We start from the raw sequence: 22695 nt of genomic DNA, 5'->3' as shown, positions 1-22695 counted from the left end.
ATGATACCTAATTACTCATGAAAATAGCATTCATATATTTCCATTATTGTTTATTCTTCTTTACCCCTATTTTATCAGCGCAAAATTCAACACCTGCTATTAACCAGGAACCAGCTCCGTTATCTATTGTTTGGGAAGGGTCTTTTTTAGACTTGGGAAGTTTGTCTCTTGTCAATCAAAGTTTTTCAAAACAATTAATGCAGGTACCGGGAGTTAAATTAACTTGCGTATCAAATAGAAATTTAAGTTCCTTGCAAACTTTAGCAGACCCCAGAGTAATTGATGAATTGAAAAATTGGGTTCACATTGTAAAAATAGAATCTACCCAAGAAGCTCAAATTACAGTGCGACATAGTTGGCCTCCTAATTGGCAAGCACCTAAAAAAGGAAAATGGGTTTTAATGCAGCCTTGGGAGTATGGCTATATCCCTTTAGAATGGATTGAAAATATTAAAAAAGTTGATGAAGTTTGGGTTCCCACGCATTTTGTTAAGCGTGAATTTGTAGAGTCTGGTGTTCCAGAAAGTAAAGTTGTTGTGATACCCAATGGGGTTGACTGTCTGACATTTAATCCGCAAATTGAACCTTTTCCTCTCAAAACAAATAAAAAATTTAAATTCCTTTTTTTAGGAGGCACAATTTATCGAAAAGGTCCTGATTTACTTCTGACAAGTTATTTAAAAACTTTTACTAACTTCGATGATGTCTGTTTGGTTGTCAAAGATGTGGGAGTTAAAGAGGCGTATGCAGGACAAACATATGAAAAAATGTTTAAAGAGTTTCAAGACAAACCTAATGCGCCCGAAATTATTTATCTTGATGAAAATTTAACCGCGAATCAAATTGCAAGTATTTATAAAGCCTGTGATTGTTTAGTACATCCCTATAGAGGAGAGGGATTTGGTCTCCCGGTTTTAGAAGCGATGGCTTGTGGTTTGCCAGTTCTTGTGACTAAAGGGGGAGCAACAGATGATTTTGTGACAAATGCCTATGGATGGCTAATTCCTTCTTTAAAAAAATCGATAGGTTTACATTTTAGTGGTTACACGCTTGCAGGAGAAGGTTGGTTAATGGAACCAGACATAGAGGCTTTGTCAATGCAAATGCGTTGGATTGCTAATCATCCCTTTATTGCAAAATCTAAAGGTGCGGCTGCGAGTCAGTATGTTAAAGAGCATTGGACTTGGCAAAAAGCGGCAGAACAAGCATTAAATCGTTTAAAACTAATCGCTAACTAGCAACTGTATTTAAGTTTTAAAAAAAAGATTGAACTGACTTTATACACTAGTCCCAACGCCATGTGCTCTCATTTGGAAGGAAGTTCGCCGTAATGAAGGAGAAAAATTTGGGATCCTCCTTGTCATGGCGCTAGTTTGGATGGATATGAAGACGCCTTAGATGCTCTTATAAGTTCAAATTTATCTTTGCCGTCAACTTAGCTAGCATTATTATTGATATGATCTTATGATGTGTGGATTTTTTGAAACTTAGAGTTCAATGTTTGGCAAATTCTTGCGCTTACAAAATTTTTGCCTCATAGGTAAATTTCAAGCAAAAAATTTTGTTATTTAATCTCGATAATTTAGAATTTTCTTTGAAATTTCTCATTTCATTCGCTTTTTTAAAAAATTGAGAACATACGTTTCTTCAAAACTAAGTTCCATGACTAAATCTACAGATTTTTTGCTTGGGCGCTTTGTCACCTTAAATAAAGTTTGATCTAAGTAAGCATTAAAGACTTCTGGATGGACATAACTTTTGCGGCAAATGGCTGGGGTATTGCCTAACTTTTTAGCCACTTTTTCTATGGCTTGGACAATGTTACGCTTTGCTTGCGCATGTGAGTCAAAGTGTTCGAATTCTTGCAAAGCAAAGACAGTCAACACTGTTCCTGCCCATGTACGAAAATCTTTAGCTGTAAAATGATCGTTTGTGATCATACGTAAATATTCATTAACATTTGTAGAACTGATTGATACAGGCATGGCATTTTCATCCATGTATTCAAAAAGCTCTTGTCCTGGCAAATCTTTACAACGCTTGACAATTTTTGCTAGACGTTTATCGTATAGAGTGATGGTATGCTGCTTTCCGCTTTTACCAATAAATTTAAAAGTCATTTCAGTTCCTTCAATCGAAACATGATGATTTTGTAGGGTTGTTAATCCAAAAGAATTATTTTCTTTTGCATATGCTTCATTTCCTACACGGATGAGCGTCATTTCTAATAAATAAACGACTACAGCCAAAATTTTTTCTTTTGACATCTCGGTTAAAGATAAATCTCGTTTGATTCGTTTTCTGATTGTAGGGAGTGCTTGAGCAAAAGCGATCATCTTGCCATATTTGGTTTCATCGCTAACTTCTTTCCAAAGTGCATGGTAACGGTATTGTTTACGACCCTTCGCATCCCGTCCGGTAGCTTGAATATGACCATTAAGACTCGGACAGATCCAAACATCTGTATAGGCAGGAGGAATAGCTAAAGCTTGAATACGTTTAATTTCATTAGAATCGATAATAATTTTGCCATTGCTATCTTTATATATAAACTGTTTGCCTTTACGCTCTCGCGTAATTCCATGTTTGAAATTGTTCACGTAAGTTAAATTAGCGACTTCAGCTAATTTTTTCGGATCAATTTCTGTGCAAGCTTCGGGCTTTATTTTAATTTTCTTCATCGTAAATTTAATTTTAGTTGCTAAACCATCGCTTATCCTGCCCTATAAAAAATTTGGATTTGAGTTGCTTTAGTAGGGAGATAAAAATGATAAGATATCTTTTGCCTAGAAGTTAAGCAAATTAATTTGTAATCACTTTACTAAATTAAGAGAAATCAATTTAGAAATTAAAATCTTCATCAGATTTAGTAAAAAAATATTAATTTGGCTTGGATTTTAACTTTTTAGATAGAAGCAAACATAACAAGTTTTTGACATAGTTGCTCAAACTTTTAATTTTTTTAGGGGAGTCTAATCTTAAGCAAGGCTAGTTTATTTTTTAAAGCTAGTATTTTTAATGTATGGCTATATAATTTTTTTTAAGAAATAAACTAAAAAAATTATAAGTCAATCGAACCCATGTTTAATTTTTTTTAATATAAGATCAAGCTCAGCTTGTAGTTTGAAAATGGCTAGCTCTTTCGCTTTAGCCTCAATTTCAATTGTCATTGCCGGAAAATCGAACCAACAGGTAGGGAAATCTTGAATATCAATATAGTCATGATGCCTTTCTCGTTTTGGTCCATTCCAGCCCTCTAAAGGAGAAGATATATGGAAAAGGGGTTCTCGATCCCATGTTTTATAAGCCTGAATGCTTGCTTGTTCTAGGGACAATTCATCGGGTAAACAACGATGGTGATGAACATCATAAACTAGGGGGATTTTGAGTTGTTGACAAAGGGAAAGCAGATCTTGGGGAGTAAAACACCGATCATCATTTTCTATTGTTAAACGTGTGCGAACGCGTTTTGATAAACGTTCAAATCGCTCTGCAAAATTAGTTAGAGCCTTTGCTTTATTTCCGTATGTTCCTCCCGCATGAATGTTGATTACATCTGCTCCTAATAATTCTGCTATTTCTCCATGGTATTCTAGTTCTTGAATAGAATTTTTGACGACATGCTCGTGAGGGGAGTTAAGAACGACAAATTGATCAGGATGAAAGGTTAGCCGAACAGCATTTGTTTGAGCTAATTTTTTGCAGTATTCAAATTTTTGGAAAATAAGCGCAGCTTCTGGTAATTGCTCAAGTTGGTAACCATATTGAGAATGTTTAAATAAAGGAAGAAATTCACTTTGAATTCGAAAACTCCCAATATTAAATTGTTTACAATATTCAATAGCAGCTATCAACGTATTTAAATTACTTAAGATTAATGTACTTAAAAAATTTAAATAAGGTTCGCCTCGATTATTTAATCTTGCAATATACGCCACAGTTGTCTTGCGAAACTTAATTGGAGCTTCTTTAAAAATACAACACAGTCCCCATCTAATTTTATGCATTGGATATTCCCTTGTCATGAACATCTATTGTTTATACATGTACAATACTATCATAAAAAAATTGGCTAGACTAGAGATCTAGTTTGTTTTTGCCCGGAGATAAAGATTTAAATATCAAGTTTTGCTAATTCCCAAGCATCCTAATCTATTCTATTTTTTAATCATTGAAGCAATTGTTGTTTTTCGAATTATTCATCGATTTGGAGATACTTAGTTTGCTGCCTTCTTCCTCTTAAATGAGATAAATTTAGGAAGTTCCTTTTTGAAATATTTGATCAGAGTGATAACTAATAATGAGTCATTAAGCAAAAAAATCTCATTTTAGTTTTCAATCCTCGCTATCCATTTCTTAAGAATCTGAAAACTTTTTTTGCAAAAAACATGCGAATTTTTTCTGGAAAAAATACGACAAAAATATTACTAACTAGCTTCTAGAAACGGCCAAATTGACAAGGAGAGCTTTTGTGATTAATAGTCTAAGGGTTCAAATATTTTTCTGTTCAACTGGATGTAGGGATAGAATAAGGAGGTTTAGAAGAATATTTTTTAGAGGACTGAATAAAAAAACTGTTATTGATGCTGCGTGAGTTTTTTTGATACTCATGCAAGCATCACAACATTTGATGAAACTCCGGATGCTAGATTCGAACTAGCGACCAATGGATTAACAGTCCACTGCTCTACCGCTGAGCTAATCCGGAATATTTAAGAAGTGCTTATCTTAGAAAAATCGTCATTTAAAGACAACATCTTTTTAATTTTATTCTTAAAATAAATTTAAGGATATTTTGAGAGATTTTAAAATCCGATCAAAATAAAAAAGGGAAGAACAACATGTTCTTCCCTTTACTCTTAAGAAAAGCAAGAATGGATTAATAATCCATGCCGACAGGCGCCGCAGGAGCCGGTTTCTCTTCTGGGATGTCCGCAACAATAGCCTCTGTTGTTAGTAACATAGCAGCAACAGAAACGGCGTTCTCTAACGCGCAGCGAACAACTTTAGTAGGATCTAAGATACCGGCTGTGATCATGTCTACATATTCGCCTGTTAATGCGTTATATCCTTCTTTTTCTTTCATTTTTTCTACAGCTTGCAAAATGATGGCACCTTCTTGTCCTGCATTTTCAGCAATTTGACGAAGGGGAGCACTTAACGAGCGCGCCATGATTTTAGCACCTGTTTTTTCATCGCCTTCTAAACTGTCAGCTAAACTATTAACAGCTGGAATGCAACGAATAAAGGCTGTTCCACCGCCAGGAAGAATCCCTTCTTCTACGGCTGCAGCGGTAGCTCTTTGTGCATCATCTACACGGTCTTTCTTTTCTTTCATTTCAATTTCTGTAGCAGCTCCGACATGAATCACAGCAACTCCACCGACGAGCTTAGCAAGTCGTTCTTGAAGTTTCTCTTTATCATAGTCCGAAGTGCTTTCTTCAATTTGACGTTTGATTTGTGAAGCGCGATCAAGAATAGCCGCTTTAGTTCCAGCCCCTTCAACAAGGGTTGTTTCATCTTTTGTTAAAACAGCTTTTTTAACACGACCTAATTGTTCGATTGTTGTTGTTTCCAATTTTAAACCAATTTCTTCACTTATGAGTTCTCCACCAGTAAGAATGGCAATATCTTGTAACATGGCTTTACGACGATCACCAAAGCCGGGTGCTTTAACAGCACAAACTTTTAAACCTGCACGTAGGCGATTGACAACAAGCGTTGCAAGAGCTTCACCTTCAACATCTTCAGCGATAATAAGAAGAGGGCGACCTGTTTCCACAACGGCTTGTAGAAGCGGAATAATTTCTTTAATCGCACTGATTTTTTTCTCATAAATTAAGACATAAGCATCTTCTAAGATACATTCTTGAGATTCCGAATTTGTCATGAAATAAGCGGATAAATAACCTCGATCAAATTTCATTCCTTTGACGACATCAAGTTCAGTTTCAAATCCTTTGCCTTCTTCAACAGTGATTGTTCCATCACGGCCAACTTTTTCAATCGCTTGAGCAATCATTTCTCCGATTTCAGCATCGTTATTAGCAGAAATAGTGGCTACTTGTGCGATTTCATTGCGATCATCAACTGTTTTGCTTCTTTTTTTGAGTTCTTGAACAATAACTTTAACAGCTTTTTCCATTCCACGTTTTAGATCAAGAGGATTAGCACCTGCTGCTACATTTCTAAGTCCTTCAGAGTAGATTGCTTCAGCTAATACGGTTGCAGTCGTAGTTCCATCGCCAGCTTTATCAGCTGTTTTACTAGCAACTTCTTTAACCATTTGTGCGCCCATATTTTCGAACTTATCTTCCAGTTCGATTTCTTTAGCAACAGTGACTCCGTCTTTTGTGATATGGGGAGTTCCATAAGATTTGTCAATAACGACATTACGTCCTTTAGGACCGAGGGTAACTTTAACAGCGTCAGCTAAAGTACGGACACCTTTTAAAATTTTTTGTCTGGCATCTTCTTTAAATTTAATAATTTTAGCGGCCATTTGAAATCTCCTGTGAATGTGAATAATTAATTATTTTTCTACAATGGCAATGATATCATCGGCACGAAGAATCACTAACTCCTCATCATTTAGAGTTATTTCTTGACCCGAATATTTTTCCATAAGGATCACATCACCGATTTTGACAGGCATGGGAACTAAGGTACCGTTTTTATCTTTTTTACCTGTTCCAATTGCTATGACTTCTGCCTGTTCCTGTTTCTTTTTTGCAGTGTCGGGGAGAATGATTCCTCCTTTTAACTTCTCTTCGGCGGCTAAGCGGCGAACAAGAACGCGATTTCCTAAAGGTTTTAGTTTCGTGATTTGAGAGACTGTTTGAGTTTGTGTCATAGGGATCTCCTATATTTATTAAGTTAAAAGTTAATGTTAGATTCCGCACTAACTATCTAATGGTGATTGAGGTAGTCAATATAACCAGCTAAGTTTTTTTTAGCAAGTGAATTAGCAGTGAATCAACTTAATTGCTAATTTTTTGGTTTCTAACTAAAGTTAACATGCCGACAAGAAACCCATTTCTTTGTCGGCAATTAGGTAGGCTAGACTTTGACGTCCGTCAATAAAGATTCAAGTTCATTCAGAAGTTGATCAAATTTTTGAATAGTAGATTTGACTGGAAGGGGAGATTCCATGTCAATACCTGCCATCTTTAACATTTCAATAGGGTATTGGCTGCAGCCTCCTTTTAGAAAGTTCAGATAGTTTTCACGATCTTGTTGTTGACCATTAACAACTTTGTCTGCTATGGCAAGAGCTGCACTAATCCCAGTTGCATACTGAAATACATAAAAATTATAATAAAAATGAGGAATACGAGCCCATTCAATATCGATTGCTTTATCAATTATAACGTCGGGGCCAAAATATTTATGATTGAGTTTGCGATATTCTTGTTTAAGAAGCTGAGGTGTGAGAGGAATATCTTGTTCTACTTGTTCATGGATTAAAAGTTCAAATTCAGCAAACATTGTTTGTCTAAATAAAGTGGCTCGAATATCCTCAACTTTTTGATTGACTAAGAAAATTTTCTCAATAGGATCTTGACAGCGATTAATAAGTAAACGACTCAAAAGATCTTCATTAAAAGTTGAAGCGACTTCTGCTAAGAAAATAGGATAGTCGCTATATTGATAGGGTTGTGTGCGGCGACTATAAAGGCTGTGCATGCTATGGCCAGCTTCATGAGCCAATGTAAATACATCTCTTAAAAGATTCTTATAATTCATAAGAATATAAGGCATACTGTCAAAACATCCACTAGAATAAGCACCCGAACGCTTATTTTGGTTTTCGTAGCGATCTACCCAACGCTCTTCTTTTAATCCTTTCGCCAATAAAGATTGATATTCGGAACCGAGAGGAGCGACAGATTCAATGACAATATCTTCTGCCTCTTTATAAGATAAACGAATATCCACGGCACTAGTTAGAGGGACGTAAATATCGTAAAGATGGAGTTGGTCTAATTTCAAGATTCTTTTGCGCAAGCCCATATACCGATGTAAAACTGAGATTTTTTCTGTTACAGCCTCAATTAAAGCATGGTAAACAGATGTGGGTATATTTTTAGGGAATAAGGCTGATTCTAAGCAGGAAGTATAATGTCTAGAACGTGCTTGAAAAAGATGATTTTGCACTTGACCCGAAAGGAGTTCACAAAGAGTATTTTCATAAGCTAAATACTGATGATGATACTGGTTAAAGGCTTTTTCTCTCAAAAAGCGATCTTGGTCTCGAATATATAGACTATAAGTAGCATGAGACAGGGCATGTTCGCTTCCTTTATCATCTTTGATAGGAGCAAATTTAAAATCCGCATCACTAATTGCATTAAACGCTTTATAAGATGTTTGCAAAGCTTGACCGGCAAAAGCTAGTAATTTTTCATTTTCGAACGATAATGTATGCTTTTTGGTGCGGATAATTTTTTCTAAATGAAATTTATAAGCGACTAAAGCAGGAGAGTTTAAATATTCTTCTAATTGTTCATTAGATAGAGCAAGCAATTCAGGTTGAAACCAAGAAATTTCTTGAGAAAACTTGTGAGCAATAGTCAGAATTTGCTCATAAGATTTTTTAAATATTGGATTCGCAATATCCTCGTCATGACGTAAATGAGCATATGTGTAAAGCTTAGAAAGCTCTCGATCCATGCTCATCATTAAATCTAGAGTATTTTTAACATATTCAGGGCCTCGGTGAAGTGAACCTTGTAAAGCTTGGATAGCAGGGCAAAGTGATGTTTGCTGGCTTCCAGCATTAGAAAATGTTTGAAAAGCTTGTTCCCAAGCTTCATGAGAAAGATAAAGTTCTTCTACATTCCAACGGTCACTTAATGAAACTTCTTCGCGAGATTTAGTCATATTTAGCTTCCTTTGTTTCAAGAAATATCAATAATGCTTTATTTTCGATAAAGTTTTTTAAAACTGGTGATAGTATTAGTTTTTTAGTTTAAAGGGAATATTTTGATGAAAATAAAAGCTAAAATTTCAAAAAAAAGATGATTGATGAATAAGTTTTAAAGATCATTAATAAAAACTTGGTTTTTTTTAAGAAATTCGTTAGTTTTCAAGTGAATTTCATTAGATAATTTGGATTATACATAATTAAATGGTTTGAGAATCTGTTTTTAACAAATTCAAATTTTTGATAATTAGTTTCTTAAGTTGAATAATAATAAGCTTTACTGGTCTGTTTCTTCTTTAATTCAGCGAATTAAAAAAATATAAATTTTAATTTTTCCCATTAACTGATTAAGAAAAAGCAAAAAGGTAAAGTGTTGAGAGGAGTTAAATATGCTGAAAACAACTGAAAAGTCTGTTGTTAAGGGAAAATTTATTGTTAGTAACGATCGAGGACTTCATACAAGACCTTCAACAGAACTTGTAAAGTGCGCAAATAGTTTTAGATCTCAAGTTTTCTTGAAATATCAAAAGCTTGCTGTTAATGCAAAATCATTACTTGGCGTTTTAATGTTAGCTGCTTCAAAAGGGGCTAAAATTGGGATTGAAGCAGAAGGAGTGGATGCTCAAGAAGCTGTAGAATCTATTATTGAACTTGCTAACAATAATTTTTATATTAAATATTAATCGTTTTTAAAAACAAAGGTTTTTGCTTAGCTTTGCAAAAATCTTTGTTAAAGTTATTCTTCAACTGCAATTGTTTTTTCTAACACCTCTTTTGTACAATAGACAGGTGCATTATTCATCAAGGCTAAAGTTAAGCAATCACTAGGACGAGCATCGATTTCTAGAATATGTTTCATTTCTCCAATATTTTGTTCTAAAAAAAGTCTTGCGAAGTAAATTGTATCTTGAACGTCATTGATAACTACTTGTTTAACTGAAATATCTAAACCGTTAAAAATTTTATCTATTAAATCATGTGTTAGAGGCCTTAGTCTTTCCGCTTCAGTCAAAAACATTTGTAGGGTTTTACCAATTTGAGGGTCCGTATAAACGGCAAATCGTTTTTCAGCGGTTCCTAAAATAACAACTGTATAAGATCGCGTTTGCATGATTTTATCAAAGTTAAGTTGAATGAGTTCAGATTGCATATAAGCCCTTTTGTCTGATTAGTCTAATTAATCATATTTAATGAGATTTCTTTATACTATCCTAATTCTTTGAAGAAAAAATCTATTATTTTAATAAATAAGCATTTTTTTTATAAGTCATGCAACAATTTTAGTCATTCCATTTTGGTATCCAATGATAACACGCCCTGCTAAATTAAAAAAAAGGCCAGTTTCTAAAACCCCGGCAAAACTTTTAAGCCGATTATGTTCAAAAATAGGATTGTCAATAGGTTCAGGAAAACAAATATCAAAAATATAATTTCCATTATCTGTACGATACAAACTCTGATCTTGATTAACTCGTAACGATCCGCAATAACCGTGATCCTTAAGTTTTTTTACTATATGACGAAATGTAAATATTGAAATCTCGGTAGCTACGGGAAATTTTCCTAATTTATTCACAAGTTTAGTCTCATCGATAACAACGATCATTTCTTTACTTGCTGAGGCAATGAGTTTTTCTCGTAAAAGAGCTCCTCCTCCTCCTTTAATCATCTGTTTGAGAGGATCTATTTCGTCCGCTCCATCGATTGTTAAATCTAATTCTAAAATAGTGTCTGAATCGACAATAGGAATGCCAACCAATCGAGCCTGCCGCATGGATCGTTCTGAAGAGGCAATTGCAGTTATTTTTAGGCCTGCTTGACAGCGCTTACCCAAAGCTTCAATGAAGTAGGCTATTGTGGAACCTGTTCCTAAACCAATAATCATTTGATCTTGAACAAATTCTACAGCTTTAAGGGCAGCTGCCTTTTTTGCTTTAATGGATGGCGAATCGTTTGTTTGTGTCATATAAAATTCCTTGTCAAAAATAAGCTTATTAATCAGAGAAATTTATGCCCCAAAGGGACAACCAATAGGCTTGCATCTCTGTATTTAAAGCAGGATAAATTCTGTTCCATAACCACTCATTACTTGCAAACAAAGGTTTGTACGTTCCCCAATGTTTGGTATCTACAAAAGCTAATTTTCCTGTTTCAGTAAATACTAAATTTTGAAAATGGGTATCCCATAATTTTAAATGACAAACCATTTTAAAAATTTTATCGAGTGTAGAAGCATCCATTTGTTTCCATTGTTTAACATTTTCTTTGTCAAATAGTGGATACATATCTTCAGCAATTAAAATGTACCAGGTTTCATTCAAAGAGTTTGACTTCGGTAAAGGATAAAGCCATTTTTTTGGTACGCTAAATATATCCTCAAAATTAAATGCTTTGATACTAGCCTCAATCGTTTGCGATCCAGTGATACGCATTGTCCATTCATTGTAATGCGTTTCATGAGGAATATGTCCTTGGCAAGCAATTTTAAAGATGTAACCAGGGATTGCTGGGTGTTTAACAACAGTACGTAAATAATGATTTTTTAAGATTTCAAATCCGTAAGTAGTCAATAAATCAGGTTGACATATTCCCTCCATGAATTGTTTTTCAAATGATTTCAAAAAAACTGCTGTAAGATGATGAGGAGATATAAAAAATGGAGATAAAAATAATCTAACGAAGTCGTCATGTGATAAAGGAGTATCTCCGAGAGGCTTTGGATTTTTTTTAGGAAAACGATAAAAAGATTTTTTTTGTTCTAAAGAAATAATATCGCTGTTGACGCTGTTTATTAAGCTTAACCAACCTAGAGAAAAATAAATGAGCTTTTTTATTTTCTTTCTATTCATTCAAAAATCTTTTTTTTACGTGGTCTTATCCATCATCTAATTTGAGAAATTTATAAAATTGGCGAAAAAGTTGTGTAAAAGTAAATTTGGAATGATGGTCTATGCGATTCATCATATGTTAAAGCTTTATATTAGGAAAAGTTTTTAGGGTCAGCATTTTTTTTGATTTGGATATATAAAAATTTAGTGGTTATTATATTAACTTTACTGCAGTTTTTTATCCTTTTGTATAAGCTAAAAGGGGGGCTAATCGCGCAGAAGCAGACTCAAAACTTATAGTAACGCCGCATCTCCACAACAGGAAAACTTGTGATGATAAAATTAAGAAATTTGAAAGAGTTATTGACTCAAATTTTTCCGGAAGAAGGTTTGATAGATTATTGTCCGAATGGTTTACAAGTGGAAGGAAAAAGCGAAATAAAAATTTTAGCAACAGCTGTCTCAGCAAGTTTAAATACGATTCAAATGGCCATAGAAAAAAATGTGGACGCACTTATTGTTCACCATGGAATTTTTTGGCAAAGAGATAGTTATGTGATCGAAGGAACTAAAAGGGAAAAGCTTTTTACTTTACTGAAATCCGGGGTTTCTCTTTTCGCATACCATTTGCCCTTAGATAAGCATCTTATATTAGGCAATAATTGGAAGGCAGCTCATGACTTGGGATGGGAAAAGTTAGAACCCTTCGCCTTTATGAATGGAATTCCAATTGGCGTCAAAGGAAAAATTAAACCGACAAAACGAGAGATTGTTAAAGCAAACCTGGAAAGGTATTATCAACATTCTGCTAACTGTGCTTTGGGAGGGCCAGAGCTTATTCAAACTTTAGCTTTAGTGTCGGGGGGAGCTCATAAATCTATTTTAGACGCAGGTCGAGATCGGGTAGATGCTTTCATCACGGGAAGCTTTGATGAGCCTACTTGGCATCAGGCATTTGAAGAAAAAATTAATTTTTATGCATTAGGGCATTCTGCGACTGAACGTGTAGGTCCGCAGGCATTAGCCAAATATTTAGAAGAACAATTAAAAACGCCTTGTTTATTTTTAGACGCATTTAACCCTTTTTAAATATGAGTTTTCTGATTTCCAGTTGTTGCTGAAAACATTCAGCAACAACTGTTCTATCTACTGTTATGTAGAAGAAGCTTCTGAAGAAGCAGTAATATCTTCAGCATTGTTTTGCTTCATGATTTCTTTAACACGTTTAACTAAATCATCTGAATTTGCACGAACCGCTAGCAAAATTCCACCAGATTTTAAACGGTTCTCATAACGTTTAGCTTCATATTCAGGAATACCACCACCAACTAAAGCGCCAATAATTCCACCAATTGTTCCTCCAGCACCAAGCCCACTTAAAGCGGCCATGATAGGTCCTGCTGCGATGAATGGCCCAGCTCCCGGAATTGCTAAGGCCCCAATTCCAGCTAAAAGTCCGAGGATACCACCCGCAATACCACCAGCAGTAGCTCCGGTTGTTGCTCCTTCAGGTGCTTTAGTGTTTTTTTCGTGACCTAGGTTACCTGGTGTCGACTCTTTTGTTTTTTCAGAAGCTGTTTGTTCTGAAGAATTTGGTAGACGTTCTTCTGTTCTCCAGTTGCGGACGCCAGAAAGATTATCGAATTCATGGAAATTTTCATTTTGAGGAGAAAGAAATGAAATGTCTGCTTTACTAACTCCGGCATCGACAATTTCTTTAATCGCTTTCTCTGCCTGAGCACGTGTAGACAAAATTCCGTAAACTGCTTGATTAGTCATAAATTCTCCTTTTGTTGGAATTCTCATCTTATAACCTATGAGAAGAGGAAGAGATTAATGACTTGAAAAGTATTCAAATAATTTAAAATTTTTCTCTCATCACACTAATAGGAAAGATGAATTAAAATAGAACCCTTTAACAAAACTATTCAACATCTAGCTTGTTTGATAACCAGGCTAGATGTTGAAAATCATTAAAACACAAACTCTTTATACAAAGATTTAACTTAAAAAATCAACCTTTGGATAAAATTTTATTAGCGATTTTCAGCTTTAACAGGTATTTCGCGTATAACTTCAAGTTGATTATCAACATTCTTTACGCCGTTAATAGACTTGGCTTTTTTACTAATTTGATTTTTTTCATCTTCACTATTGACGGGCCCACGTAAAGTAACAACGCCATTAATTGTGATAATTTTAACATTTTTCCCGTTTATAGACAGGGTTTCTTCTTCAACTAAAGCTTGGCGGATTTTTTGTGTGATAGCGCGATCTGCTTCGGTTTCAGATTGGTCTATAGGTGTTAAAGTATGACCATTACGATCACGAGCATTACGAGCAGTATTGTCAGCATTAGTTTGATGTGTATTTTCACAGGCTGTTAAAGCTAAAGAAAGAGCAGTCAAAGCAAATAAATGTTTTTTCATTTTAAATCCTCCTTACGGTGTTTATATACAAATTTAATAACAAATGTAAGTCTTTAACGTCAGTTGAAACGTTTTATTTTTTTAAAGATATTTAAACTCCTATGAGTCCAAGTATTTAAGTTTTCATTGTAGATTTGTTTAAAATGCTCAAACTAGGACTTAGTTCGGAGAATAGAGGATTTAAAAAAAAAATCAAATAAATAAAGTTTTTAATTCAAATTAAAAGTCAAAAGTCTCTATTCATTTATCAAGTCTACCATATGGCATTTTTTATAATCATCAAGAGAGTTTTTTAAAGCGATATTTTTAATGGAAAATAACTTTGATGAAAAAAGGAGTGAGAATTTCGATATCAAAGCATTGACAGAAAAGGACATATCTAGAAAAATGTCGAAACCAATTTGACTAAAGCGCATTGAGATAATAAACTGAGGGATACAAAACTTAGTCATAGACATGGAAAAATAAACGTTAACCATTAATTATTGAACTTTAGATATGGCACTTTCGACACTTAGGCAAGGATTTAAATATGACAAATGTAATGGATGTTTTACGAGAGCGCGGGTTTATAGATGCTGTGACAAGCGAAGAAATTCGTCAGCTGACAAACCAGCCTATTAAAGTTTATTGTGGATTTGATCCGACTGCCGATAGCTTACATTTAGGAAATTTGGTTGCTATCATGGGTCTTGCTTGGTTTCAAAGGTTTGGTCATACTCCAGTAGCTATTGTGGGAGGAGCAACTGGAATGATTGGCGATCCATCAGGAAAAAACGCTGAGAGACAACTATTAGATGAAAAAAAGATTCAACTCAATCTAAAAGGTATAAGTAAAAATCTAGAAGCTATCTTAGATTTTAATCACCCAACTGCCCCGGCAATCATTTTGAATAACCTTGATTGGTTTAAAAATTTTACTTTTATTTCTTTTTTGCGTGATGTAGGTAAATTATTTCGATTGAGTCCTATGCTTGCTAAAGACAGTGTAAAGACACGATTAAATTCTGAAGAAGGAATGAGTTTTACAGAATTTTGTTACCAGATTTTGCAAGGTTATGACTTTTTACATTTATTCGAAAATTATGGCGTGACTGTCGAGTTAGGAGGAAGCGATCAATGGGGGAATATTACTGCAGGAACAGATTTAATTCGTAAAGTGCATGCCAAGCCAGCTTATGGAATTACATTTCCTCTTCTGACTAAAAGTGATGGACAGAAATTTGGTAAATCGGAAAAAGGAGCTGTTTGGTTATCTCCAGATAAATTATCTTCTTATGAATTTTATCAACATTTGATTCGAGTAGAGGATGCGGACGTCATTAATTTAATGCGTATGTTGACTTTCTTAGATATGGGAGAAATTCGCCATTATGAGCAAATGATGAAAGAAGCAGATTATGTTCCGCGAACAGCTCAAAAAAGATTGGCCGAGGAAATTACACGTTTAGTGCATGGAGAAGAAGGACTTAAAATAGCAATTAAAGTCACAGAAGGTGTTGCACCAGGCTCTCAAACTAGCTTAAATGCTGATATATTGGAAAAACTTGCAGCTGATATGCCGAGTTGTGAAATGAAATTAGAAAATGTTTTAAATAAAAAACTAATTGATTTACTTGTAGAAACAAAGTTACAAACAAGCAAAAGTGAAGCAAGACGTTTATTGCGAAATGGTGGTGTATACATCAATAATAAAAAAATTGAAGATGAGAATCATATTATTAGCGTTGAATGTTTGATTTCTAGTCGATTAATATTATTAGCTGCGGGTAAAAAAAATAAAATGATCATTCGGCTTATGGAAGAATAAAAAAGCGATTTTTTTGTTTAAGAATAATTTAAAGAAGTCGTCAACATTGAATGATAAAAAAAAACTCGTTCAATAATGATGATAAAGTATTAAGTGTAAATTTTATATTTCAATGAGGTTCTAATATAGATATTTTCCTATACTTTGCTGAGAATAACGGCAAAAAGAACTTGATTGAAAATCAAAAGGATAAGAAAATATTAAGAAACTTAAGTTAAGCAAACAGTGAAAAAAATGAAGGAGTGTGGCCTTATGGCAACCAGTACAAAGAAGAGCACAATGACAAAAAAGAAATTGATCAATTCAATATCCCAGGACAAAGGAATTCATCCTAATGATGTTCGTCATGTAATTCAAGCTTTTCTCGATAAAATCACAGATTGCTTATCACAAGGAGAGCGACTAGAATTTCGAGAATTTGGGGTATTTGAAGTTGTCGAAAGAAAGCAAAAAATCGGCCGTAATCCAAAAAACGCTGCAGTGCCTATTGTCATTCCTGCTCGCCAAGCTGTTAAGTTTACTCCTGGGAAAAAAATGCGGCAGGTAGTTGAAATGGAAGAAAGTTATCTGGCAGAAATTAGTTCCTAGTAGATATTCTTGATTAAACTCCATTAACAGGATTTGTTTAAAATTGAGTAATTGAAACTTTGAGTTTCAATAACACAATTTATTTAAACAAGTTAAAATTATGCATAGCTAATGTATCATGGTTTACATGAATCATGATCCGCTTAATTAACCAGATCACATGAAATTTGAATCATTCCCGTCTTGTTCACAGGATTTAAGGGGTACGGCACTCATGATTGACAAGCTTCCTCTTCAATCTCATTATGAAGCAAGGGTTGAAGATTTAGAAAATCCTTCTGAATTGGAATTAGCTATTCATAAATACCTGAGTAACCAATCTATTTGTTTGAAAAACCTGATTGATACATGCGCTTGGCATGAGACCTTAATGTCGGCAGAAAAAACAGTAGAAAATTGGAAATATTTACTCACACTCACTCTTCTTAACTATTGTATTTCCAATTCGGGGAAAGAATTGGCGGCAAAAGTCCGTTTATTTGAGCAGAAACCATGGAATCAAGATTCCCAGTATTTTAGAATTTTGGTTGCTCTCAATCATGCCCTAACCAAAATGTCTGTGCCTGAGGTCGGCATTAGCCTGCTTGAAAGTGGGGCAGCTTTGATTGACTTGCAAGAGTATTCTTCTTGGCAAGCATTTCCTTATATTCCTCATCATCTAGAATTTGGTATTTATCTTAGTATCTTAGTTTATCTGACAAAAAGAGATGATCTTAAAAAGTCTCTTATTCGTTTAGGCAAATGGCAACTAAATACTTTAGATGCAAATTATAAACCTCTTACAGCACTTTTTGTTAGAGAGCAGAATGGGGATCCGGAAGAAAATTTATTGCTTTATTACCTTTTTTTTCATTGCCTAGCCGCTATTACGGAAGAAAATGAATTTATAAGTGCTCTAGAAGCTTTATCTAAGCAATTAAAAAACAGAAATTACTCGAAAAAAATTCATCCATTATGGATTTTGATCGAAAGTTTTTTCAAAAGATTGCCGGAAAAAACTACTTTTTTTACCCTTCCAGAACATATCTATGATCCTTCGACATCTCTTGTTGGGTATCGTTCCTCAAATGGATGCACAGTTTGTACTTTGCATGGAGGGCGTACTGGTCTCGGCTGCATCAAATTAAAAGATGTAGAAATCGTTAATTTTGGCCCTCAATATTTACCCTTAAGTGAATGTTTAGGTTTTGGAATCGAAGGAAATCATTTGTCTGATCATGGTCTTCGTAAATCTATTATTGAATTAAAAAAACAAGGATTCAGTTTAAAAGGCTGTACCAGACTTGTCGATCAACCTTCTTCTTCCCCCTTTCAAATCGGATTATTTAGAGGAATCTGGCTTGAGGTTACACAAGAATTGGTGCAAGATCGATTAAATTTAAAAACCACTTTTTTAGGTTTAGATGGTTGGGAAGGAACAGCATTTAGCTTTTTTGCAAAAGCTGAAAAATGTCGGATCAAAGGAGTAAAAACACTTTTACCAGGGACACTTGATCGTTATGAGGGAAATGCACAACAGATTTCTTTAGAAAGTAAAACAGCCTCTTTGAATTTGAATATTCCTTCTTTTGAAGGAACGGTACAGGTCATTCCTTTAGCAGGAAAACATGATTTTTGGGGAGCTAATTTTTTGATTGCTTACATTCTTCACTCAGATCAAAAAAACTATCATTGGCAAATTGAATTTTCAAAAGAAAATCTCATGGATTAAAGAGATCCTCAAACTTGTTTTTAGATTGTTGATTAGGCGATGAAGCAGGTACGAGATTTTGAATAGCAAATTCATCACAAAAATTATTGAGTTGTCGATCTGAAACGAATTCTGTTTTAGGTATGGCACAATTGTTAGAACGACCTGGTTGATAATACTTACAATTTTGGCAACAATGTAAAGCGGAACCACACTTATCGCATGTTTCTCTAAAAGATAGCTTACCTCGAGAAAACTCAGGTAATTTTGTTCCACAGTGCCAGCAGTACAATCTAAATTTACCCACTTTGTTTTATTATTGTGTTAAAGAATAATAATAGAGATAATAAATACTCAAGTTTTTTATTTGCTTAGAGGTTTTATCTTTTTTGGCAAAAAGATTTTAACTTCATAACATGAATGAGAAATATAGGTTCTTAAGCCTACATTTGACGAAAAAAGGTTAAATACATGACATTACCCAAATTGCTTGCCTTTCTCTGTATTATTCTTTTTGGAGCGATTGGAATAGCTGCAATTTTTAAGAGTTCCTCTACTCCGGTATCTACAAGACCGTCAAATCAAATTCCTCTTGAAATTGATTTAGACCAAAATATACAAGTAATTACCCCTGCTTTGGCAGTTGCTCAGCAATCACGGTCTCCCGATTTTTCATTATCAACGCTCGAGCTTCCTGAAGCTAATCGAATTGAAGAATTGTTCGTTAAAGATTCAAAGTTACCCATTGTAGAAACAATTACGTATAAAAGTCGCGTCAATTGGCAAAAAGGTCGCCCTGCTTGGTTATCTGATTATGCCGCTCATTTTGAAACCTCAAGACATTTTATTGCTCGAAGTCTTAATGGTAAACCTGATTATTTAAAACAAGATTTGGCAGAAGGAGAGCGTTTTAACGTTCTTTGCAAAGATAAAAATATTCAATTTTACCTCATTGTTGATACCTCTCGTTGTAAAATGTGGTTTTATTATTTAGCTGATGATGAAAAAAAACCTGTTTTAATCAAAACGTATCCGGTGGGATTAGGAAGATTGGATTCTTCTAGTAGTTCGGGCTTATTAACACCTCTAGGAAAATATTCTTTAGGAGATCGCATTGCGACTTATAAACCGAAATCCATGGGCATTTATCAAGGAAAGAAAACGGAAATGATTACTGTTTTTGGAACTAGGTGGATTCCTTTCGAGCAAGAAATTGGTCATACAACTGCTCCTGCTAAAGGATTCGGTATTCATGGTACACCCTGGGAATATCAATCTGGATTAGCAGTGGATCAAATTGATAGTGTAGGGAAATATCAGAGTGACGGATGCATTCGTTTAACGACGCCTGATATGGAAGAGTTATTTTCAATTATTGTGACTAAGCCAACAACAATTGAAATTGTTAGAGATTTTTCTGAGGCGACCTTACCAGGAATACTGGATTAAATAAATCCTAAATTATTAAAAATTAAATAGATAGAACCTTTAAAGGAAGGAGTACTCCGTTGGATATTTTACCCCATGAAAAGCAAATTCATGAGTATATCAAAACGATTGAGCACCTCAAAAAACAAAGTCAAGACAATCCAATTTTTGATGTTGAAATTCAAAAATTAGAGCAGAAATTAGATAGTCTCAAACAACATGTCTATTCCGAATTGACCCCTTGGCAAAGAATTATGATTTGTCGCCATCCCTCTCGACCGCACGCTGTCGATTTTATTCGCCATCTTTCAGAAAGTTTTGTAGAACTGGCTGGTGATCGCAGTTACAGAGAAGATCATGCGATTGTCGGAGGTTTGGCCAAAATTGGAGGAATCAAATGCGTTGTTATTGGACAAGAAAAAGGTTTTGATACAGAGAGTCGAGTTTATCGAAACTTTGGAATGTTAAATCCTGAGGGCTTTCGTAAAGCTTTACGTTTAATGCAAATGGCTGAGAAATTTCAATTACCTATTATTTCCCTTTTAGATACACCAGGGGCATATCCAGGCCTTGAAGCAGAAGAACGTGGCCAAGGATGGGCGATTGCTCGAAATCTTCGTGAAATGATGCGTATTAATACTCCAATCATTATTACAATTATCGGGGAAGGATGTTCGGGAGGAGCACTTGGAATGGGAATAGGAGACGTCATTGGAATGTTAGAACATGCCTATTATTCCGTTATTTCTCCAGAAGGATGTGCGTCAATCCTTTGGAAGGATGCCTCTAAAAACGTCGAAGCCGCCTCTGCCCTTAAATTGAATGCTGAAGATCTTTTGAATCTTAAAATCATTGATAGTATTATTAAAGAACCCCTTGGTGGAGCTCATCATGATCCTCACATAACTTACCAAAATGTCAAACAATTTTTAGTTGAACAGTTACATATCCTTAGACGAATTCCTTCTCAAATTTTACTTGAACAACGTTATTTGAAATTTCGTCAAATGGGAGAATTTTTAGAGGGTTAAAAGTTTTATGCGTTTGTTAATGAAAACAGCATTAATGGGAAAGCAACACCGTTTTCTGATTATCCTAACAATTTTATCAATGATCTTTTTAACGATTGCCTCTCAGTTAGAAGTTATCGCGCTTGGGGTCATTACAAGAAAAGGACCAGATTTTTTTGAACTATTTGCCCCTGTGAAAGATGGAAAATTACAACGTCAGACAGAGGTAAGCTGGAAACAAATGCAAGATAGATGGGTAGAAATCGAAGGACCTGAACAAGATACTATAACTCTGCAAGATACAATCCATTTTCTCAATCAACATACAGGAACAAATCAAAATCTCGTTGAAAAAGTCATAAAAAGTTTAGATTATTTTATTCCTGTGTCTTCTAGTTTGAAAGCTTTAGCTTTTTTTATCATTATAGTTGCCTTGTTTAAAGCCATCTCTCTTTTTAGTCAACGTTTTACCGCAAGACTTGTTGCAATTCAAGTCAGTCGAGATTTACGTCAAGCTTATTTTGAACATATTCAATCTCTTCCTATGACATTTTATCAAAAACATCATATTGGAAGTTTATCTTCGCGCGTCGTAGGCGATGCCTCTTTAGTTGCCGAAGCTTTGAATGCATGTTTAGTGAATTATTTACAAACTCCCTTTACAGTATTTACAACACTGACTTTGTGTTTTTACACTTCTTGGCAATTATCGCTCATTATTTTTTTTGGTTTTCCTCTCATTGTATTTCCGATTATTTTTTTAGCTAAAAAAGTAAAGAAAATTTCTAAACAAATTCAAAAGAATCAAGAAATATTCAGTTCTGTTTTGATTGATTTTTTAGCAGGAATCCAAACTGTCAAAGTCTTTGCTATGGAAGAGTTCTCATTGAAAAAATACCGTGAACAAAATGGAAAAATGGCCGCTCTCGAGCAAAAAAGTGCTCGTTATGATCTTTCTTCTAGACCTATTGTTCACACAATTGGAATGTTTTTTTTAGCGACGGCACTTCTTTATGGATTGTATATTTTACAATTAAATGTTTCTGACGTTCTTGTTTATTGTGGTTTACTTTACGTTTTTTATGAACCTATCAAAAAATTTGCAGAAGAAAATACTCACATTCAAAAAGGAATTGCTGCCGCAGAAAGAATGCAAGAGGTTTTACATGTACAACCGCAGATTAAGAATCAGGATGGAGCGTTAGAGCTTAATCATGTGGAAGAAACCATAGAGTTTGACCAAGTTTGGTTTCGGTATGATTCAAAATGGGTTCTAAGAGGAGTAAGCTTTACTATTCAAAAAGGGCAGACTGTTGCATTAGTAGGCCCGACAGGTTCTGGAAAATCGACTATTGCGCAGCTTTTACCTCGTCTATATGATATTGAGAAAGGAGAAATACGAATTGATGGTCACTCCTTAACTGCCTATACGCAGAAGTCACTTCGAGAACAAATGGCCTTTGTCCCTCAAAAACCTTTTTTATTTTTAGATACTGTTGCTGAAAATATTTCTTTTGGTAGGCCTTTTAGTCCACTAGATATTCAAGAAGCTGCGAAGCTTGCACATGCCGATGAATTTATTCAACAATTGTCAGAAGGTTATCAAACAGAACTTTCGGAGGCGGGAAAGAATTTATCGGGAGGGCAGCAGCAACGATTAGCTATTGCCAGAGCTCTTGTCAAAAAAGCCCCTATTTTGATTATGGATGAAGCAACTTCTGCTTTAGATGCATTAAGTGAAGCACATATCAAATCTGCTTTAAACCAACAACGTGGCAAAATAACACAAATTATTATTGCACATCGATTATCGACAATTGAAGACGCAGATAAAATCATCTATTTAGAAAATGGAGAAAAGATTGCAGAGGGAACAAAAGATGAATTGCTGCATTGTTGCCCCTCTTTCAGAAAAATGTGGGACGTGATGTATACGCAAAGGAGTGAAAAGTCAGTACAGACGCATTAAAGAATTCGTTAAATTAT

At 34.7% G+C, this 22695-nt stretch carries 20 protein-coding genes and 1 tRNA gene; 9 read left to right on the top strand and 12 right to left on the bottom strand.

Going from position 1 to position 22695, the window contains the following annotated elements; translation table 11 throughout:
• The first annotated feature begins 17 nt into the window (after window positions 1-17).
• On the top strand, window positions 18-1238 hold the full coding sequence (locus PC_RS05705) for a glycosyltransferase family 4 protein (protein WP_044045032.1): 1221 nt from the start codon (window positions 18-20) through the stop codon (window positions 1236-1238).
• A gap of 366 nt (window positions 1239-1604) precedes the next feature.
• Here the strand turns inward: PC_RS05705 and PC_RS05700 are convergent, their stop codons facing one another.
• From PC_RS05700 to pepF, 6 genes are all read right to left on the bottom strand, one after another.
• Window positions 1605-2681: a DNA topoisomerase IB gene (locus PC_RS05700; protein ID WP_011175732.1), complete on the bottom strand. Its 1077-nt coding sequence runs from the start codon at window positions 2679-2681 to the stop codon at window positions 1605-1607.
• Between the two features lie 387 nt (window positions 2682-3068).
• The gene (uvsE, locus tag PC_RS05695) at window positions 3069-4007 is read right to left on the bottom strand and encodes a UV DNA damage repair endonuclease UvsE (protein WP_181679071.1); all 939 of its coding nucleotides are present in this window, start codon (window positions 4005-4007) and stop codon (window positions 3069-3071) included.
• Window positions 4008-4636: 629 nt separating this feature from the next.
• Window positions 4637-4708: transfer RNA gene (locus PC_RS05690), tRNA-Asn, on the bottom strand.
• Window positions 4709-4879: 171 nt separating this feature from the next.
• A complete protein-coding gene (groL, locus tag PC_RS05685) occupies window positions 4880-6502 on the bottom strand; it encodes a chaperonin GroEL (RefSeq protein ID WP_011175730.1) in 1623 nt (540 codons plus the stop codon).
• 30 nt (window positions 6503-6532) lie between these two features.
• Window positions 6533-6853 carry a co-chaperone GroES gene (locus PC_RS05680; protein ID WP_011175729.1) on the bottom strand — a complete coding sequence of 107 codons (321 nt, stop codon included), beginning with the start codon at window positions 6851-6853 and terminating at the stop codon, window positions 6533-6535.
• A gap of 206 nt (window positions 6854-7059) precedes the next feature.
• Complete coding sequence (gene pepF / locus PC_RS05675; RefSeq protein WP_044045029.1) at window positions 7060-8883, bottom strand: oligoendopeptidase F; 1824 nt, start codon at window positions 8881-8883, stop codon at window positions 7060-7062.
• A gap of 432 nt (window positions 8884-9315) precedes the next feature.
• Between pepF and PC_RS05670 the strand changes: the two genes are divergently transcribed.
• Window positions 9316-9609 (top strand): HPr family phosphocarrier protein, encoded by a 294-nt coding sequence (locus PC_RS05670; protein WP_011175727.1) that lies wholly within the window; start codon window positions 9316-9318, stop codon window positions 9607-9609.
• 53 nt (window positions 9610-9662) lie between these two features.
• On the opposite strand, the gene PC_RS05665 is transcribed toward PC_RS05670, so the two are convergent.
• The 3 genes from PC_RS05665 to PC_RS05655 all read right to left on the bottom strand — a co-directional run bounded on the left by PC_RS05665 (window position 9663) and on the right by PC_RS05655 (window position 11775).
• On the bottom strand, window positions 9663-10076 hold the full coding sequence (locus PC_RS05665) for a bifunctional nuclease family protein (protein ID WP_011175726.1): 414 nt from the start codon (window positions 10074-10076) through the stop codon (window positions 9663-9665).
• A gap of 117 nt (window positions 10077-10193) precedes the next feature.
• Window positions 10194-10892 carry a ribose 5-phosphate isomerase A gene (gene rpiA, locus PC_RS05660; protein WP_011175725.1) on the bottom strand — a complete coding sequence of 233 codons (699 nt, stop codon included), beginning with the start codon at window positions 10890-10892 and terminating at the stop codon, window positions 10194-10196.
• A 28-nt stretch (window positions 10893-10920) separates the two neighbouring features.
• A complete protein-coding gene (locus PC_RS05655) occupies window positions 10921-11775 on the bottom strand; it encodes a hypothetical protein (protein ID WP_011175724.1) in 855 nt (284 codons plus the stop codon).
• Between the two features lie 312 nt (window positions 11776-12087).
• On the opposite strand from PC_RS05655, the gene PC_RS05650 reads away from it, so the two are divergent.
• Window positions 12088-12843, top strand: coding sequence for a Nif3-like dinuclear metal center hexameric protein (locus PC_RS05650; RefSeq protein ID WP_052278664.1), 756 nt, complete (start codon window positions 12088-12090; stop codon window positions 12841-12843).
• 63 nt (window positions 12844-12906) lie between these two features.
• On the opposite strand, the gene PC_RS05645 is transcribed toward PC_RS05650, so the two are convergent.
• On the bottom strand, window positions 12907-13533 hold the full coding sequence (locus tag PC_RS05645) for a hypothetical protein (protein ID WP_011175722.1): 627 nt from the start codon (window positions 13531-13533) through the stop codon (window positions 12907-12909).
• 257 nt (window positions 13534-13790) lie between these two features.
• Window positions 13791-14183 (bottom strand): BON domain-containing protein, encoded by a 393-nt coding sequence (locus PC_RS05640; protein ID WP_011175721.1) that lies wholly within the window; start codon window positions 14181-14183, stop codon window positions 13791-13793.
• 532 nt (window positions 14184-14715) lie between these two features.
• Between PC_RS05640 and tyrS the strand changes: the two genes are divergently transcribed.
• The 3 genes from tyrS to PC_RS05625 all read left to right on the top strand — a co-directional run bounded on the left by tyrS (window position 14716) and on the right by PC_RS05625 (window position 18292).
• Complete coding sequence (gene tyrS / locus PC_RS05635) at window positions 14716-15993, top strand: tyrosine--tRNA ligase (protein WP_011175719.1); 1278 nt, start codon at window positions 14716-14718, stop codon at window positions 15991-15993.
• A 252-nt stretch (window positions 15994-16245) separates the two neighbouring features.
• Window positions 16246-16581 (top strand): HU family DNA-binding protein, encoded by a 336-nt coding sequence (locus PC_RS05630; protein WP_039359278.1) that lies wholly within the window; start codon window positions 16246-16248, stop codon window positions 16579-16581.
• Window positions 16582-16795: 214 nt separating this feature from the next.
• Window positions 16796-18292 (top strand): hypothetical protein, encoded by a 1497-nt coding sequence (locus PC_RS05625; protein ID WP_011175717.1) that lies wholly within the window; start codon window positions 16796-16798, stop codon window positions 18290-18292.
• Here the strand turns inward: PC_RS05625 and PC_RS05620 are convergent.
• Entirely contained in the window at window positions 18282-18578 is a 297-nt protein-coding gene (locus PC_RS05620; RefSeq protein ID WP_011175716.1) for a hypothetical protein, read from the bottom strand. The two genes, PC_RS05625 and PC_RS05620, sit on opposite strands and share 11 nt — an antisense overlap.
• Before the next feature lie 164 nt (window positions 18579-18742).
• Between PC_RS05620 and PC_RS05615 the strand changes: the two genes are divergently transcribed.
• From PC_RS05615 to PC_RS05605, 3 genes are read left to right on the top strand one after another with little or no spacing between them, the layout of a single operon-like run.
• Entirely contained in the window at window positions 18743-19720 is a 978-nt protein-coding gene (locus PC_RS05615) for a L,D-transpeptidase (RefSeq protein ID WP_011175715.1), read from the top strand.
• A 59-nt stretch (window positions 19721-19779) separates the two neighbouring features.
• Window positions 19780-20730: an acetyl-CoA carboxylase carboxyltransferase subunit alpha gene (locus PC_RS05610; protein WP_011175714.1), complete on the top strand. Its 951-nt coding sequence runs from the start codon at window positions 19780-19782 to the stop codon at window positions 20728-20730.
• Between the two features lie 7 nt (window positions 20731-20737).
• Entirely contained in the window at window positions 20738-22678 is a 1941-nt protein-coding gene (locus PC_RS05605; protein ID WP_011175713.1) for an ABC transporter ATP-binding protein, read from the top strand.
• Window positions 22679-22695 lie beyond the last annotated feature (17 nt).

It is taken from the genome of Candidatus Protochlamydia amoebophila UWE25 (assembly GCF_000011565.2).
Lineage (GTDB): Bacteria > Chlamydiota > Chlamydiia > Chlamydiales > Parachlamydiaceae > Protochlamydia > Protochlamydia amoebophila.
This window is presented reverse-complemented; position numbering and strand designations above follow the sequence as displayed.